Origin of the sequence: Streptomyces sp. NPDC001068, assembly GCF_042897315.1 — a bacterium.
Classification (GTDB): Bacteria; Actinomycetota; Actinomycetes; order Streptomycetales; family Streptomycetaceae; genus Streptomyces.
In genome coordinates, this window is the sequence record NZ_JBIAYD010000014.1 from 192,642 (window position 1) to 207,062 (window position 14,421).

General features: G+C 71.8%; 14 protein-coding genes. 8 read left to right on the top strand and 6 right to left on the bottom strand.

Going from position 1 to position 14,421, the window contains the following annotated elements; translation table 11 throughout:
- Window positions 1-24: 24 nt before the first annotated feature.
- Window positions 25-2,283 (bottom strand): ATP-binding SpoIIE family protein phosphatase, encoded by a 2,259-nt coding sequence (locus tag ACFY3I_RS35225; RefSeq protein WP_365295742.1) that lies wholly within the window; start codon window positions 2,281-2,283, stop codon window positions 25-27.
- Between the two features lie 290 nt (window positions 2,284-2,573).
- On the opposite strand from ACFY3I_RS35225, the gene ACFY3I_RS35230 reads away from it, so the two are divergent.
- The 3 genes from ACFY3I_RS35230 to ACFY3I_RS35240 all read left to right on the top strand — a co-directional run bounded on the left by ACFY3I_RS35230 (window position 2,574) and on the right by ACFY3I_RS35240 (window position 4,634).
- A complete protein-coding gene (locus ACFY3I_RS35230) occupies window positions 2,574-2,792 on the top strand; it encodes a hypothetical protein (protein WP_365295744.1) in 219 nt (72 codons plus the stop codon).
- A gap of 55 nt (window positions 2,793-2,847) precedes the next feature.
- Window positions 2,848-3,996 carry a serine hydrolase domain-containing protein gene (locus ACFY3I_RS35235; protein ID WP_390865057.1) on the top strand — a complete coding sequence of 383 codons (1,149 nt, stop codon included), beginning with the start codon at window positions 2,848-2,850 and terminating at the stop codon, window positions 3,994-3,996.
- Between the two features lie 212 nt (window positions 3,997-4,208).
- Complete coding sequence (locus ACFY3I_RS35240) at window positions 4,209-4,634, top strand: hypothetical protein (RefSeq protein ID WP_390865059.1); 426 nt, start codon at window positions 4,209-4,211, stop codon at window positions 4,632-4,634.
- Here ACFY3I_RS35240 and ACFY3I_RS35245 read toward each other — a convergent pair.
- Window positions 4,621-5,238: a TetR family transcriptional regulator gene (locus tag ACFY3I_RS35245; RefSeq protein ID WP_390865060.1), complete on the bottom strand. Its 618-nt coding sequence runs from the start codon at window positions 5,236-5,238 to the stop codon at window positions 4,621-4,623. The two genes, ACFY3I_RS35240 and ACFY3I_RS35245, sit on opposite strands and share 14 nt — an antisense overlap.
- Window positions 5,239-5,264: 26 nt before the next feature.
- Window positions 5,265-6,281 carry an aldo/keto reductase gene (locus ACFY3I_RS35250; RefSeq protein ID WP_390865160.1) on the bottom strand — a complete coding sequence of 339 codons (1,017 nt, stop codon included), beginning with the start codon at window positions 6,279-6,281 and terminating at the stop codon, window positions 5,265-5,267.
- Window positions 6,282-6,459: 178 nt separating this feature from the next.
- Here ACFY3I_RS35250 and ACFY3I_RS35255 point away from each other — a divergent pair, with 178 nt between their 5' ends.
- Window positions 6,460-7,506: a chitinase gene (locus ACFY3I_RS35255; RefSeq protein ID WP_390865062.1), complete on the top strand. Its 1,047-nt coding sequence runs from the start codon at window positions 6,460-6,462 to the stop codon at window positions 7,504-7,506.
- 240 nt (window positions 7,507-7,746) lie between these two features.
- Here the strand turns inward: ACFY3I_RS35255 and ACFY3I_RS35260 are convergent, their stop codons facing one another.
- The gene (locus ACFY3I_RS35260) at window positions 7,747-9,129 is read right to left on the bottom strand and encodes a glycine--tRNA ligase (protein WP_365295753.1); all 1,383 of its coding nucleotides are present in this window, start codon (window positions 9,127-9,129) and stop codon (window positions 7,747-7,749) included.
- Between the two features lie 186 nt (window positions 9,130-9,315).
- Between ACFY3I_RS35260 and ACFY3I_RS35265 the strand changes: the two genes are divergently transcribed.
- The 4 genes from ACFY3I_RS35265 to ACFY3I_RS35280 all read left to right on the top strand — a co-directional run bounded on the left by ACFY3I_RS35265 (window position 9,316) and on the right by ACFY3I_RS35280 (window position 12,437).
- On the top strand, window positions 9,316-10,272 hold the full coding sequence (locus ACFY3I_RS35265; RefSeq protein ID WP_390865063.1) for a metal ABC transporter substrate-binding protein: 957 nt from the start codon (window positions 9,316-9,318) through the stop codon (window positions 10,270-10,272).
- A gap of 14 nt (window positions 10,273-10,286) precedes the next feature.
- Window positions 10,287-11,051, top strand: coding sequence for a metal ABC transporter ATP-binding protein (locus tag ACFY3I_RS35270; RefSeq protein WP_390865064.1), 765 nt, complete (start codon window positions 10,287-10,289; stop codon window positions 11,049-11,051).
- A complete protein-coding gene (locus tag ACFY3I_RS35275) occupies window positions 11,051-11,953 on the top strand; it encodes a metal ABC transporter permease (RefSeq protein WP_390865066.1) in 903 nt (300 codons plus the stop codon). The genes ACFY3I_RS35270 and ACFY3I_RS35275 overlap by 1 nt, the downstream gene beginning before the upstream one ends.
- Window positions 11,954-12,014: 61 nt before the next feature.
- Complete coding sequence (locus ACFY3I_RS35280; RefSeq protein ID WP_365295761.1) at window positions 12,015-12,437, top strand: transcriptional repressor; 423 nt, start codon at window positions 12,015-12,017, stop codon at window positions 12,435-12,437.
- Window positions 12,438-12,447: 10 nt separating this feature from the next.
- Here the strand turns inward: ACFY3I_RS35280 and ACFY3I_RS35285 are convergent, their stop codons facing one another.
- Both ACFY3I_RS35285 and ACFY3I_RS35290 read right to left on the bottom strand, forming a co-directional pair.
- Window positions 12,448-12,987, bottom strand: coding sequence for a YcxB family protein (locus ACFY3I_RS35285; protein ID WP_390865068.1), 540 nt, complete (start codon window positions 12,985-12,987; stop codon window positions 12,448-12,450).
- Between the two features lie 23 nt (window positions 12,988-13,010).
- Entirely contained in the window at window positions 13,011-14,363 is a 1,353-nt protein-coding gene (locus tag ACFY3I_RS35290) for a histidine-type phosphatase (protein WP_390865070.1), read from the bottom strand.
- Between the last annotated feature and the right edge of the window lie 58 nt (window positions 14,364-14,421).

A 14,421-nucleotide genomic window follows, 5' to 3' on the forward strand; every position in this document is an offset into this window, starting at 1 on the left:
TGCAGGGCGCGGCCCAGGGCGCGTTCAGGTTGTGGTGGTGCCCAGTTCGAACCAGACGCTCTTGCCGGTGCCCAGTCGGGTGGTGCCCCAGCGGCGGGCCAGTCGGTTCACCAGGAACAGGCCGCGGCCGTGCTCCTCCTCGGGTGAGGCGCGGCGCAGCCTCGGCAGTTGCGGGACGTCGTCGCCGACCTCGCAGCGCAGCACGTCGGTGCGCAGCAGCCGCAGGGTGATCGGGCGGGAGGCGTGCCGTACCGCGTTGGTGACGATCTCGCTCACCAACAGCTCCGCGGTGTCGGTGAGTTCGTCCAGGCCCCAGTCGGCCAGGGCCTGCCGGGTCAGCCGGCGGGCCCGCCCTGGGCTGCCGATCTCCGGTTCCAGCGTCCAGTAGGCCACGTCGCTCGGCGCGATGCCGTCGAAGCGGGCGGCCAGCAGCGCGATGTCGTCGTCGCGGTCGCCCGGCCCGAGCATGTCGAGGACCTCGTCGCACAGCGCCTCCAGCGGGGGCGGCCGGTCGGGGCCGGTCAACTGGGCGGTGGCGGCGAGCCGTTCACGCAACTGCTCGATGCCGGTCCACACGTCGCGCAGCCGGGACTCGACCAGGCCGTCGGTGTAGAGGAGCAGGGTCGCGCCCGCGGGCGCGTCCAGCTCGACGGCCTCGAAGTCGATGCCGCCGACGCCGATCGGGGCGCCGGGCGGCACCGCGAGGACCTCGGTCTTGCCGCCGGGGTGCAGCAGGATCGGCGGCGGGTGGCCGGCGTTGGCGACGGTGATGCGGTGCGAGACCGGGTCGTAGACGACGTACAGGCAGGTCGCCATGCGGTCGGTGCCGAGGCGCTGGGCCTGCTCGTCGAGGTGGTGCAGGACCTCCTGCGGCGGCAGGTCGAGGCCGGCCAGGGTCAGCGCGGTGGTGCGCAGCTGGCCCATGACGGCCGCCGAGGTCATGGAGTGCCCCATCACGTCACCGACGACCAGGGCGACCCTGCTGCCGGGCAGCGGTATCGCGTCGTACCAGTCGCCGCCGACCCGGGCCGTCTCGGCGGCGGGAAGGTAGCGGACGGCCAGCCGGACGCCGGTGGGCCGGGGCAGGGAGTGCGGCAGCATCGCGCGCTGCAGCCGGTCGGCGATGAACGCCTCGCGGCTGTACAGCACCGCCTTGTCGACCCCGAGCGCGGTGTGGGTGGCCAGCTGGGCGGCGACCAGGAGGTCGGCGGGCTCGAACGCGGGTCGCTCCGGGCGCCGCAGGAAGACCACCGCGCCGGTGACCCGGCGGCGGCCGCGCAGCGGGGCGAGGATCGCGTGCGTACCGGCCCAGCCGTTCAGCGCGCTGTCCGCGCCGACGAGTTCGCCGAGCGCGGCCCGGGTGGCGGGCTCGTCGGCGAAGACCGGCCGGACCCCGCGCAGCACTTCGGCGAGCGCGCCGCCCGGCACGACCTCGCTCCAGTCGGCCGCGTCCAGTTCGTCCTGTTCGTCGTCGACGGTCTCGGCCGGCCAGACCAGGCCCTCGGCGCCGGGGCCCTTGATCCGGTCGGTGCGGCGCAGCCGCAGCACCGCGGGGCCCGCCGGGCGTTCGTCGCCGACCGGCAGCGGGTCGCGCAGGTAGACGAGGGCCGCGTCGGAGTACGTCGGTACGGCGGCCCGGCACAGGCCGAGCACGATCTCGTCGGTGTCGAACCCGCGGGCGATCCGGCGGGTGGCCGCGCCGACGTAGCGCAGCCGGTCCTCGTCCGGGGCCCTGGGTGCGGCGGGGCGGGCCGGGGAGGCGGCGGTGTCCTCGCTCACGCCGAGGGCGGCCTGGGCCGACAGCGCGTCGGCCAGGGCGAGGTCGTCCGCCGTGAAGTCCTCGCGGTCCGTGCGCCGCAGGAACACCGCGAGGCCCACGACGGCGTCGGGCGCGCGCAACGGGGCGAGCAGGATCCTGTTTCCCTGCGGGAGGCGGGCGGCGGTCCCGAGGAGTTCACGGAGGGCCTCCTCGACGTCGTCGTGGTCTCTGTCACGCGCTCTGCCGCACCGCAGGATCGCGGCCAGCACTCCGCCGGGCGGCACCGGGGCGCCGGCCGGGGGCGCCCCGCCCATCAGGCCGCCGAGTTCGGCCGGCGGTCCGTCCAGCCGCAGGCGCAGGGGGTCGTCCGGGTCCTGCCGTGGCTCGGCGAGGTAGACGAACACCCCGTCCGCCAGGTCCGGAACGGTCGACAGGGACAACTCCCTGACGACCTGGGCCGCGCCCTCGGCGCGAGCGATCCGGCGGCCGGACACGGCCAGGAAACGTTGAGGATCCGGCAGCATCGCCTCTCCGTGCCGGTGGCCGCTTCAGCAAAGGTCGCTCTCATCTTGAGCCTTGGTCAATGCCGTGTCCAGGGTTTCCGCCGGTACACCAAGTCGGGCTCGTGGTCCGAGGGTTGGCAGTACGGCCGGGATGTACACCGGGAGGGGCCCGGCCTGCGGCCGGAACCCGACCTGCCGGACACGGCTTGGACAACTCGCCGTGAAGAAATCCCCGTTGATGTTGGTCTTGCTGCACACTCCTCCCGTCGACACGTGCCGGACGGCGGATCGGGCACGGACTCGGAGGCGTCATGTCACAGCTGGATTCGAGCAGGGTCAGCCGGTGGGACCAGCACGGCCGGGAGCACACGGTCCGGGTGCGGCGCACCGGCATCCAGCGCACGATCAGGTGCGACACCTGCGGCTGGCGGCAGAGCGCGCAGTTCCTGCCCTGGCTGAAGGCGGAGGAGCACCTGGCCGAGGCCCACCAGGCCACCGTGGACCCGGCGGGGGCAGAGCCGTCCCGATGAGTTTCCGCCGGTGCGGGAGTCGTACCCGCGACCGCATCCGACGGAAGGACCACCGATGACCGAGTCACCGCTCCATGCCACTCTGCGCCGTCGCGTCGACGACGGAACGGTTCCCGGGGCCGTCGGGCTGGTGGCCCGCGGTGACGACGTGGAGGTCGTGGCCGTCGGACACCTGGATGCCGAGGGGTCCGCGCCGATGGCCCGGGAGTCGATCTTCCGGATCGCGTCGCTCACCAAACCGATCACCGCGGCGGCGGTGCTGATGCTGCTGGACGAGGGGCTGATCGGGCTCGACGACCCGGTGGCCGAGTGGCTGCCCGAGATCGCGAAGCCGATGGTGGTCCGGACGCCCGCGAGTCCCGTCGACGACGTCGTGCCGGCCGACCGGCCGGTCACCGTGGAGGACCTGCTCAGTTTCCGGGCCGGCTGGGGGCTGCCCGACGACTTCGCGCTGCCGGCCGCGCAGGCCCTGAACGAGGTGCAGCCGATGAGCCGCCCCTTCCGGGACTGGCCGGACCCGGACACCTGGCTGGGCCGGCTCGCCCAGGTCCCGATGCTGCACCAGCCGGGCGAGGCCTGGCTGTACGGCACCTCGTCCGCCCTCCAGGGCATCCTGGTCGCCCGGGTGTCGGGCCGTTCGTTCCCCGACTTCCTGGCGGAGCGGGTCTTCGAGCCGCTGGGGATGGAGGACACGGCGTTCGAGGTGCCGGCGTCGAAGCGGCACCGCTTCACCTCGTCCTACGCCCCCGCCGCGGACGGCACCCTGCACCTGACGGACACCCCGGACGGCGCGTTCGACGGCCTGCCCCGCTTCCCCTCTGGCGGTGGGGGCCTGGTCTCCACGGCGGACGACCTGCTGGCGTTCGCCCGGCTGCTGCTGACCGCGGGCGTCGCGGCGGACGGCCGCCGGCTGCTGTCCGCGACCTCGGTGAGCCGGATGACCGCGAACCATCTGACGGCTCGGCAGCGCGAACGCGCCGCTCTCTTCCTGGAGGGCCAGGGCTGGGGGTACGGCGGCCAGGTCGACGTCACCCCGGCGGACCCCTGGAACGTCCCGGGCCGCTACGGCTGGCTGGGCGGCACCGGCACCACCGCGCACCTGGTCCCGGCCACCGGCACGGTCACGGTCCTGCTCACCCAGGTGGCGATGACGGGCCCGACGCCGAAGACGCTGATGCGGGAGTTCTGGGAGGCCACGGCCTAGGGGCGGCCTGGGGGTCGCCCCGCGAGGGCCGTTACTGCGTTCGGGTGACACCGTGGAGGGGAATCGCGAGGTCAGCGCGGGTGTCGCCACCTGCGGACTTTACCGGAGCGAGGGGTGGCCCGCGCCGTTCGCGAGGGCTCCCGGGTCGCCGTCGCGGGCGGCCCGGCCAAGCCTGGAGGGGTTCCTCCGTCCTCGTCGACAGGAGCTCTGCCATGCACCGCATCCACCGCCCGGCCTCGCGGGCCCTCGCCGCCGGCGCGCTCTCGCTGGTCCTGCTGTCGGCCGGCAGCGCCGGCGCGTTCGCCTCGGAGGCCAGGACCGGCCCCGCGTCCAGCAGCGCGAAGCCGAGCCCGTCCCCGTCCGCCATGGCGTCGATCACGATCAAGTCGGGCAAGGACTCGGTCAGAGCGGGCGACACGGTGACCTTCACCGGCCGCACCAAGGGCCTGAAGATCGGCACGCCGCTGGTGCTCCAGCACCAGCACGACGGCAAGTGGGTGCCGCTCAGGGCGAGCGTCAAGGTCAAGAACGGCAGCGCCTACGCGCTGAACGCGAAGATCAACACGAAGGGCACCGAGCACCTGCGGATCGCGGCCGGCAAGACCCACTCCCCCACGGTCACCGTCAAGGTGAGGTGAGGCCGCGGGTCGAACCGAGGCCCCGCAGCAGCAGGTCCACCAGCGAGGCGAAGTCCGCCTCGGCCTCCGGCCGCATCCACTCGCGCGCGTAGCCCGGATCGTGGAAGCGGCCGGTGGCCTGGAAGACGGTCCGGGCCGCCGCGGCCGGGGCGGGCACGGTGAAGGCTCCCGTGCCGGACCCGGCGCCGATGATCTCGGCGAGCTGCCCGGTCAGGTCGTCGATGTGCCCGGTGACCGCCGGGCCGTTCTCGTCGACCAGCACCATGTAGGTGGCGAACAGCTCGGGGTCGTCGCCCGCCTTGCGGCGCTTGGCGTCGAAGAGCGCCCACAGCCAGTCCCGCAGCCGTTCCTCGGGGTCCCGGTCCGCGGCCACTATGCCGGACAGCAGCTGCGAGGTGCGGTCCAGCCACCTCTTCGTCACCGCCTCCCGCAGTGCCGCCTTGGTCCGGAAGTGCCGGTAGACGCTGCCGTGGCTGACGCCGAGGGCACGGGCCACGTCCACCACGGTGGCCTTGGCCGGGCCGTGCCGGCGCAGCACCTCCTCGGTCGCCTCCAGGATGCGTTCGGCGGTGAGGGTGGTGGGGGTGGGGGACGTGGCTGCCATGGCTTAGACGGTACCCAACGCCGTCGTCAGTGCTCGGTGCCGAGGTGGGACATCTGCGCGGCCGGGTAGCGGGTGCCCGCCGCCGCGCCCGGGGGCACCGCCTCCTCGATGGCCGCCAGGTCGGCCGCGTCCAGGGTGACGTCCAGCGCCCCGAGGGACTCCGCGAGCCGCTCGCGGGTGCGGGCGCCGATCAGCGGCACGATGTCGTCGCCGTGGTCCGCGCCCCGCGAGAGCACCCAGGCGATGGCGATCTGGGCGACGGTCACGCCCTTGTCGTCGGCGATCTTCCGGAGCGCCTCGACGAGGTCGAGGTTGTGCTGGAGGTTGTCGCCCTGGAAGCGGGGCGAGAAGGACCGGAAGTCGCCGGCGCCGAGCTGCCGGTCGCGGGTGAAGTGGCCGGAGATCAGGCCCCGGGACAGCACGCCGTACGCGGTGATGCCGATGCCCAGTTCGCGGGTGGTGGGCAGGATCTCCCGCTCGATGTCGCGGGTGATGATCGCGTACTCGATCTGCAGGTCGGAGATGGGCGCGGTGGCGGCGGCCCGGCGGATGTTGTCGACGGAGGCCTCGCTGAGGCCGATGTGCCGGACGTATCCCTGCTCGACCAGTTCGGCGATCGCGCCGACCGTCTCCTCGATCGGCACGTCCGGGTCGACGCGGGCGATCCGGTAGACGTCGATGTGGTCGACGCCGAGGCGCTGGAGGGAGTAGGCGGCGAAGTTCTTCACCGCGGCCGGGCGGCCGTCGTGGCCGATCCAGCTGCCGTCCGGGCCGCGCAGGGCGCCGAACTTGACGCTGGTCAGGGCCCTTTCGCGGTGGGCGGCGGGGGCGGTGCGCAGGGCCTCGCCGACCAGCATCTCGTTGTGGCCCATGGCGTAGAAGTCGCCGGTGTCCAGGAGCGTCACGCCCGCGTCGAGGGCGGCGTGGACGGTGGCGATCGACTCGGCGCGGTCGGCCTCGCCGTACAGCGCGGACATGCCCATGCAACCGAGGCCGAGGGCGGAGACCTGGGGGCCGGTGGAACCGAGGGGGTGGGTGTGCATCGTCATGGCTCCACTGTCGCATGACAGCTGACAGATTTCAATATCTGTCATTCCATACCTGTCGTCGCGGCGGACCGCGGCGGACCCCTTTCTGGTCCAGACCTATTGACGAGAGGTCTGGACCACGAGCACTGTCATGGCTACGACACCTCGCCGCACCCCCACCGGGAGGATCCGTATGCTCCGCCGCGCCCTCAGCCTGCTCGCCGCCGCGCTGGCGACCGCCGCGCTCACCCAGCTGCCCGCCGCCGGGCCCGCGTCCGCCGCCGACACCTGCGCGCTGAAGGCGCGCCCGGCCGGAAAGGTCCTCCAGGGCTACTGGGAGAACTGGGACGGCTCCGCCAACGGCGTCCACCCGCCGTTCGGCTGGACCCCGATCACCGACTCCCGGATCGCCGCGCACGGCTACAACGTGATCAACGCGGCCTTCCCGGTCATCCGCTCCGACGGCACCGCGCTGTGGGAGGACGGCATGGACGCGGGCGTGAAGGTGGCGACGCCCGCGGAGATGTGCGCGGCGAAGGCGGCCGGCCAGACCGTCCTGCTGTCGATCGGCGGCGCGGCGGCCGGTATCGACCTCAGCTCCTCCGCCGTGGCCGACCGGTTCGTCGCGACGATCGTGCCCATCCTGAAGAAGTACAACTTCGACGGCATCGACATCGACATCGAGACCGGCCTGGTCGGCAGCGGTTCGATCGCCCAGCTCTCCACGTCCCAGGCCAACCTGGTCCGCATCATCGACGGGGTGCTCGCCCGGATGCCGGCGGGCTTCGGCCTGACGATGGCCCCGGAGACGGCGTACGTCACCGGCGGCAGCATCACCTACGGCTCGATCTGGGGCGCCTACCTGCCGATCGTGAAGAAGTACGCCGACAACGGCCGGCTGTGGTGGCTCAACATGCAGTACTACAACGGCAGCATGTACGGCTGCTCCGGTGACTCCTACTCGGCGGGCACGGTCGCCGGCTTCACCGCCCAGACGGACTGCCTCAACAAGGGCCTGGTCGTGCAGGGTACGACGATCAGGGTGCCGTACGACAAGCAGGTCCCGGGGCTGCCCGCGCAGCCGGGAGCGGGCGGCGGCTACATGTCACCGAGCCTGGTCTCCCAGGCCTGGAACCACTACGGCACGTCCCTGAAGGGCCTGATGACCTGGTCGATCAACTGGGACGGCTCGAAGAACTGGACCTTCGGCGACAACGTGAAGTCGCTCCAGCACCGCTGACCGCACGGGACCGGCGTGTGGGGTGCCACATGCCGGTAAGTCCCCGGCGGGCCGGGGGATCCTCTCGGGCCGGCGGGTCCCCGCGGGCCGGTGGGGGTTGATCGCGCGGTTCCCCGCGCCCCTGAGGTCGGTCGGGCTCCCCGGCACTCATGACTCACCGCCGCGTCGCCCGAACCAGAACGCCCGCCCTCCGGCCGACCGAGTCGGCTGGAGGGCGGGCGTCTTGGGGTGGAAACGGACCTAGCAGCCCAGCAGGCGCCCCGCGAGGTAGCCCTCGATCTGGTCCAGGGAGACCCGCTCCTGCTTCATCGAGTCACGCTCGCGGACGGTGACCGCGTTGTCCTCGAGCGTGTCGAAGTCGACGGTCACGCAGTACGGCGTGCCGATCTCGTCCTGGCGGCGGTAGCGGCGGCCGATGGCACCGGCGTCGTCGAACTCGATGTTCCAGTGCTGCCGCAGGGCGGCGGCCAGGCCCTTGGCCTTCGGGGACAGCTCGGGGTTGCGGGACAGCGGGAGCACCGCGACCTTGACCGGCGCCAGACGGTGGTCCAGGCGCAGCACCGTGCGCTTCTCCAGCTTGCCCTTGGCGTTGGGCGCCTCGTCCTCGACGTAGGCGTCGAGGAGGAACGCCAGCATCGCCCGGCCGACACCGGCCGCCGGCTCGATGACGTACGGCGTCCAGCGCTCCCCGGCCTCCTGGTCGAAGTAGGAGAGGTCCTGGCCGGAGGCCTTGGAGTGGGCGTTCAGGTCGTAGTCGGTGCGGTTGGCGACGCCCTCCAGCTCACCCCACTCGTTGCCACCGAACTGGAAGCGGTACTCGATGTCGGCGGTGCGCTTGGAGTAGTGGGAGAGCTTCTCCTTCGGGTGCTCGTACCACCGCATGTTCTCCTCGCGCATGCCGAGGCCGGTGTACCAGTTCCAGCGCTGCTCCATCCAGTACTCCTGCCACGTCTCGTCCTCGCCCGGCTTGACGAAGAACTCCATCTCCATCTGCTCGAACTCGCGGGTGCGGAAGATGAAGTTGCCGGGCGTGATCTCGTTGCGGAAGGACTTGCCCATCTGGGCGATGCCGAACGGCGGCTTGCGGCGCGAGGCGACCTGCACCTGGGCGAAGTTGGTGAAGATGCCCTGGGCGGTCTCGGGGCGCAGGTAGGCGACGGAGCCGCTGTCCTGGGTGGGACCGAGGTGGGTGGAGAGCAGGCCCGAGAACTGCTTGGGCTCGGTGAACTGGCCCTTGTTGCCGCAGTTCGGGCAGTTCACGTCCGCCAGGCCGTTCTCGGGGAGGCGGCCGTGCTTGGCCTCGTAGTGCTCCTCCAGGTGGTCCGCGCGGAACCGCTTGTGGCACGCGGTGCACTCGGTCAGCGGGTCCGTGAAGGTGGCGACGTGACCGGAGGCCACCCAGACCTCCGGGGCCAGGATGACGGACGAGTCGAGACCGACCACGTCCTCGCGCGACGTCACCATGTAGCGCCACCACTGGCGCTTCAGGTTCTCCTTGAGCTCGACACCGAGCGGCCCGTAGTCCCAGGCGGCACGCTGTCCGCCGTAGATCTCACTGCACGGGAATACGAAGCCACGGCGCTTGCTCAGGCTGACGATGGTGTCGATCTTGTCGGCGGCCACGGTGCTCTCTTCATTACGACGACGGGCGACGAAGCGAGATGCTTCAGAGCGAATGCTTCAGGTTACCGGCGGGGACTCCCCCTCGGCCAAATCGGTCCCCCATCACGGACAGACCGGACCGGGCTCGCCGAATCTCCCACGAGGGCTTGTTGACAACGGTTTCCATGTTTGTTGAAAATGACTCTCATGAACGTATGTCGTCGCCTCATATCCGCGGCCGCCGCGGCCACCGTCACCGCACTCGGCGCGGCGACCCTCACCGCCTGCGGAGGTGACGCCACGGCGGCCCCGACCGGCAGGTTCGACGTCGTCGCGTCCTTCTACCCGATGGCCTTCCTCGCCGACCGGATCGGCGGGAGTCACGTGCACGTCACCAGCCTCACCTCGCCCGGCCAGGAACCGCACGACCTGGAGATCAGCCCCAGGCAGATCATCGGCATCGAGAAGTCCGACGCCGTCCTCTACCTCAAGAACCTCCAGCCCTCGGTCGACGACGCCGTCGCCCAGTCCTCCGTGGGCACCAAGATCGACGCCGCCTCCCTGACCACGCTGGAACAGCACGGCAACGAGGTCGGCGGCCACGCCGCCGCGCACGACGCCTCCAGGAACGAGGAGGCGTCCGGCCTCGACCCCCACATCTGGCTGGACCCGGTGCGCTACGCCCAGGTCGCCGAAGGGGTCGGCAAGGCCTTCGAGAAGGCCGACCCGGACCACGCGGCCGACTACCGGAAGAACACCGCCGCCCTGGTCGGCGAACTGGACGACCTGAACACCAGGTTCAAGGACGGCCTGGCGAACACCAGGACCAAGGTCTTCATCACCACCCACGCGGCCTTCGGCTACCTCGCCGAGCGCTACGGCCTGACCGAGGAGGCCATCAACGGCCTGGACCCCGAGTCGGAGCCGAGCGTGGCCCGCGTGAAGGACCTGGAGACCATGGCCAGGGCCGACGGCGTCTCCACCGTGTTCTACGAGACGCTCGTCAGCGACAAGACCGCCAGGACCGTCGCCACCGACGCCGGACTGCGGACGGACGTCCTCGACCCGATCGAGGGGATCACCGGCAAGTCCCGCGGCAAGGACTACTTCGCGGTCCAGGAGGCCAACCTCAAGGCCCTTCAGAAGGCCCTGGGCGCCAAATGAGGGGAGAGAAGAAGATGACCGGCGAACCCGTCATATCCCTGCGCGGTGTCACCGCCGAGCTGGGTTCACGCCCCGTGCTGCGCGGCATCGACCTGACCGTGCACCGCGGCGAGGTCGTCGCGCTGCTCGGCGCGAACGGCTCCGGCAAGTCCACCGCCATCCGCACGGTCATCGGCCAGGTGCAGGCCACCGGCGGCGAGATCGCCCTGTTCGGCACCCCGCGCCGCGCCTTCCGCGACTGGTCGCGGGTCGGCTACGTCCCGCAGCGCACCACCGCCGCGGGCGGCGTCCCCGCCACCGTCACCGAGGTCGTCTCGGCCGGCCTCCTCTCCCGCACCCGCTTCGGCCTCTTCCGCAAGGCCGACCACCAGGCGGTACGGGACGCGCTCGGCCTGGTCGGGATGGCCGACCGGGCCAGGGACAACGTCGAGGCGCTCTCCGGCGGCCAGCACCAGCGGGTGCTGATCGCCCGCGCCCTGGTCGCCCGGCCCGAGCTGCTGATCATGGACGAGCCGATGGCGGGCGTGGACCTGGCCAGCCAGGAGATCCTCGCGCGGACCCTGCGCGGGCAGGTCGAGCGGGGCACCACGGTCCTGCTGGTCCTGCACGAACTGGGGCCGCTGGAGCCGCTGATCGACCGCGCGGTCGTCCTGCGCGACGGCTGCGTCCTGCACGACGGGCCGCCCCCGCGGGCGGTGGGCCAGCACGCGCTGCCCGGCCACGACCACGTCCACCCCCACGACGAGCACACACCACTGCGCACGGGACTGCTGAGCTGATGGACTTCCTGAACTACGCCCTCATGCAGCGGGCCCTGCTCGCCGCCGTCCTGGTCGGCATCACCGCGCCCGCCGTCGGCATCTACCTGGTCCAGCGCCGCCAGGCCCTGATGGGCGACGGCATCGGCCACGTGGCGATGACCGGCGTCGGCCTCGGCTTCCTGCTCTCCACCTCCCCGGTGTGGATGGCCACGGCCGTCTCCGTCCTCGGCGCGATCCTGATGGAGCTGATCCGCTGGTACGGCCGCACCCGCGGCGACATCGCCCTCGCGATGCTCTTCTACGGCGGCATGGCCGGCGGGGTGATGCTGATCAACCTCGCGCCGGGCGGCTCCAACGCCAACCTGATGTCGTACCTCTTCGGCTCGCTGTCGACGGTGTCGGACTCGGACGTGACCGCGATCTGCGTGCTCGCCGGCTTCGTCCTGCTGGTCACCCTCGGGCTGCGCCGGCAGTTGTTCGCGGTCAGCCAGGACGAGGAGTTCGCGCGGGTGACCGGCCTGCCGGTGCGGGCGCTGAACCTGCTGACGGCGATCACGGCGGCGGTCACGGTGACGGTCGCGATGCGGGTGGTGGGCCTGCTGCTGGTGTCGGCGCTGATGGTGGTCCCGGTGGCCGCCGCCCAGCAGCTCAGCCGCAGCTTCGCGGCCACCTTCGCGATCGCCGTCGCGATCGGTGTGACGGTGACGATCGGGGGCACGATCACGTCGTACTACCAGTACGTTCCGCCGGGCGCGACGATCGTGCTGCTGACCATCGCGGCGTTCGTCGTGCTGAGTCTGCTGGCCGCACCGCTGGCCCGGCGACGCGCCCGTGCGGCGGCCGCCCGGCGGCCCGCCGGGGATCCCGCGGAGTGCGCGATTCCGGCCGGCCGGCAGGCCGCCGACGAGATCGGCGTCTGACCGGGCGCACTCCGGGCTGGCACAATGGCCCGGCAGAAGCAGTGATGTGAGGAGGCAACCGGTGACGACCGCTGGACCGCCCGTGAAGGGCCGCTCGACCCGTCAGCGGGCAGCCGTGGCGGCGGCCCTGGACGAGGTCGACGAGTTCCGCAGCGCACAGGAACTGCACGACATGCTCAAGCACAAGGGCGACTCGGTGGGCCTCACCACGGTGTACCGCACCCTCCAGAACCTCGCCGACGCCGGCGAGGTCGACGTCCTGCGCACCTCGGAGGGCGAGTCGGTGTACCGGCGCTGCTCCACCGGCGACCACCACCACCACCTGGTCTGCCGCGTGTGCGGCAAGGCGGTGGAGGTGGAGGGACCCGCCGTCGAGAAGTGGGCGGAGGCGATCGCCGCCGAGCACGGCTACGTCAACGTCGCGCACACCGTCGAGATCTTCGGGACGTGCGCGGACTGCGCCGGGACCGCGGGAAGCTGCTGAGCCGCCCGCGCTACCCGCGCGTGATGTGCCGGTCGAGGAGCGCGCGCAGCCGGTCGACGTCGGCCGGGTCCGAGAGGCCGCGCTTGGGCAGCATCGTGAACGCGATCGCGCCCTTGGTGTCGCTGAACGTCACGAAGAGTTCGGGAGTCTCGCGGTAGCGGGGCTGCGCCACCCAGTCGACCGTGGTCGAGGTGTGGTCGGTGGTCACCGTCACCCCCGACGCCGTGACGACCGCCCGGAAGACGCCGTTGCGTGCGGCCAGGCGCTGCATGGCCCGTCCCATCAGCCTCGGGAGGACGAGCAGCAGGGCCACGAAGGCGACGAGGCCGACCAGCAGACCCACGTTGGCGTTCTGCCCGGTGAGCATCAGGAGGACCTGCAGGGCGGCCACCGCGGAGGCCACGCCGATCATCCAGTACTCCCGTCGCCCGCCCCTGCTGAACCGACGGCGCTCCCGCGATATCGCGACGAAGTCCCTCGCCGTCGGCACGAACTCCAACTCGACCGTGTCCGGCACGGAGTTCTGCCCCAGATTCATGTCCATGACCATGGTGCGGATCGTAGCGGCGCCGGTCAGTTCCGGTCGAAGCACTTCTCCAGCTCGTCGAGGCGGTAGAAGGTGCTGCCCCTGGAGATCGGCCTGCAGCCGGCCTTGAAGGGGATCTCCTTCTCGTCGTAGAGCATCCGCACCAGGTAGTCGTCGCCCTTGCGGAAGACGTCCCACTGGATGTTGGAGGCGAGCGGGGCGACCTCGGCGCCGCGCCAGGGGTTGTTCGCGTACGTGTACGTCCGGCCCGGCTTCGCGGGCCTCCCACTGCCGGGCAGGCCCATCAGCGCGGCCAGCGGGATGATCTCCTCGGCGTGGGTGAAGCGGAGTTCGGCGCCCAGCGTGCCGGTGCCGTCCCGCTCGGCCTCGACCTGCTTGAAGAGGTCGTCCAGGAGGGGGCTCGCCATCCTGTAGGTGATGTCGCTGTCCGCGAAGCTCGGGCCCTTCTCGTAGAAGTCCTCGGCGTCGCCGAGGTAGCCGAACCAGGACGCGTCACGCGGGGCGACGTAGCGCTCGAAGTCCCAGCCCTTCCCGTCCGGGCTCTCCTCGCTCATCGCGGGCGCGATGGCGTAGAGGTTGTACACGGCCTCGGCGGCGGTGACGTCGGAGGCGACGGCGGAGAACTCGCCGTCGGCGACGCGCCGCACGAACGCCGGCCGGAAGATCCTGCCGAGGACCCGGGCGGCCGCCCGGTGGGTGGCCGGCCGGTCGGTGACCGACTCCAGGGTCGAGGCGAGCCGCTCGTCGCTCGCCAGCCACTTCTGGTAGTCGGCGCCGCCGGCGGACTTGTGGAAGTAGAGCAGGTCCTTGTCGACCCGGGCGGGGCCGAGCGAGGCCTTCAGCGCCGGGTCGGCGTCGGTGAGGGCGGTGGCGAAGACCGTGCCGCTGTCCACCGCGCGGCCCTGGCCCGAGCTGACGACGTCGATCTTCTCGCCGTTCTTCGCGATCGCGGAGAACAGACCCGGCAGGCGCTGCTCCAGGCGGACGGCGGTGGCGCGGAGCTCGTCCTTGCCGCGGCCGCTGAGGTTGCCGTACCCGACGGTGCTCATGGCCGTTTCGAGGGCCTGTACGTCCGGGCCGAACTCCTGGCCGAGGCGGGTGAGTTGACCGTCGGCCCGGGCCCGGTCCCAGAGCGCGAGGACCGTGTCGCCGTCCTCGCCGTCGGTGGCGGAGCGCGACCCGTGCCGGGAGACGTTCTCGGTGAAGACGGCGGTGTAACCGGCGGGCGGCTGCCGGTAGGCGCGCGGGTTCTGGCCGGGGGCGTACACGGCCTTGGTGCCGTAACTGTCGCGGTGGGCGGGCCCGTTGTCCGCGGCGTGCGCGGGCAGCGCCGCCAGCAGCAGGGCGCCAAGGGCGAGAACAGGGGTGACACGGTTCATGAGAGACCGTCCAGGGGCGGGAGACCGGGTCCGGGCGTGAACTCCCGCATCCTGGACG

Coding starts and splice junctions, on each gene's coding strand:
- ACFY3I_RS35225 (WP_365295742.1), bottom strand. CDS start 2,283: ATGCTGCCGGATCCTCAACGTTTCCTGGCCGTGTCCGGCCGCCGGATC.
- ACFY3I_RS35230 (WP_365295744.1), top strand. CDS start 2,574: ATGTCACAGCTGGATTCGAGCAGGGTCAGCCGGTGGGACCAGCACGGC.
- ACFY3I_RS35235 (WP_390865057.1), top strand. CDS start 2,848: ATGACCGAGTCACCGCTCCATGCCACTCTGCGCCGTCGCGTCGACGAC.
- ACFY3I_RS35240 (WP_390865059.1), top strand. CDS start 4,209: ATGCACCGCATCCACCGCCCGGCCTCGCGGGCCCTCGCCGCCGGCGCG.
- ACFY3I_RS35245 (WP_390865060.1), bottom strand. CDS start 5,238: ATGGCAGCCACGTCCCCCACCCCCACCACCCTCACCGCCGAACGCATC.
- ACFY3I_RS35250 (WP_390865160.1), bottom strand. CDS start 6,281: ATGCACACCCACCCCCTCGGTTCCACCGGCCCCCAGGTCTCCGCCCTC.
- ACFY3I_RS35255 (WP_390865062.1), top strand. CDS start 6,460: ATGCTCCGCCGCGCCCTCAGCCTGCTCGCCGCCGCGCTGGCGACCGCC.
- ACFY3I_RS35265 (WP_390865063.1), top strand. CDS start 9,316: ATGAACGTATGTCGTCGCCTCATATCCGCGGCCGCCGCGGCCACCGTC.
- ACFY3I_RS35270 (WP_390865064.1), top strand. CDS start 10,287: ATGACCGGCGAACCCGTCATATCCCTGCGCGGTGTCACCGCCGAGCTG.
- ACFY3I_RS35275 (WP_390865066.1), top strand. CDS start 11,051: ATGGACTTCCTGAACTACGCCCTCATGCAGCGGGCCCTGCTCGCCGCC.
- ACFY3I_RS35285 (WP_390865068.1), bottom strand. CDS start 12,987: ATGGTCATGGACATGAATCTGGGGCAGAACTCCGTGCCGGACACGGTC.
- ACFY3I_RS35290 (WP_390865070.1), bottom strand. CDS start 14,363: ATGAACCGTGTCACCCCTGTTCTCGCCCTTGGCGCCCTGCTGCTGGCG.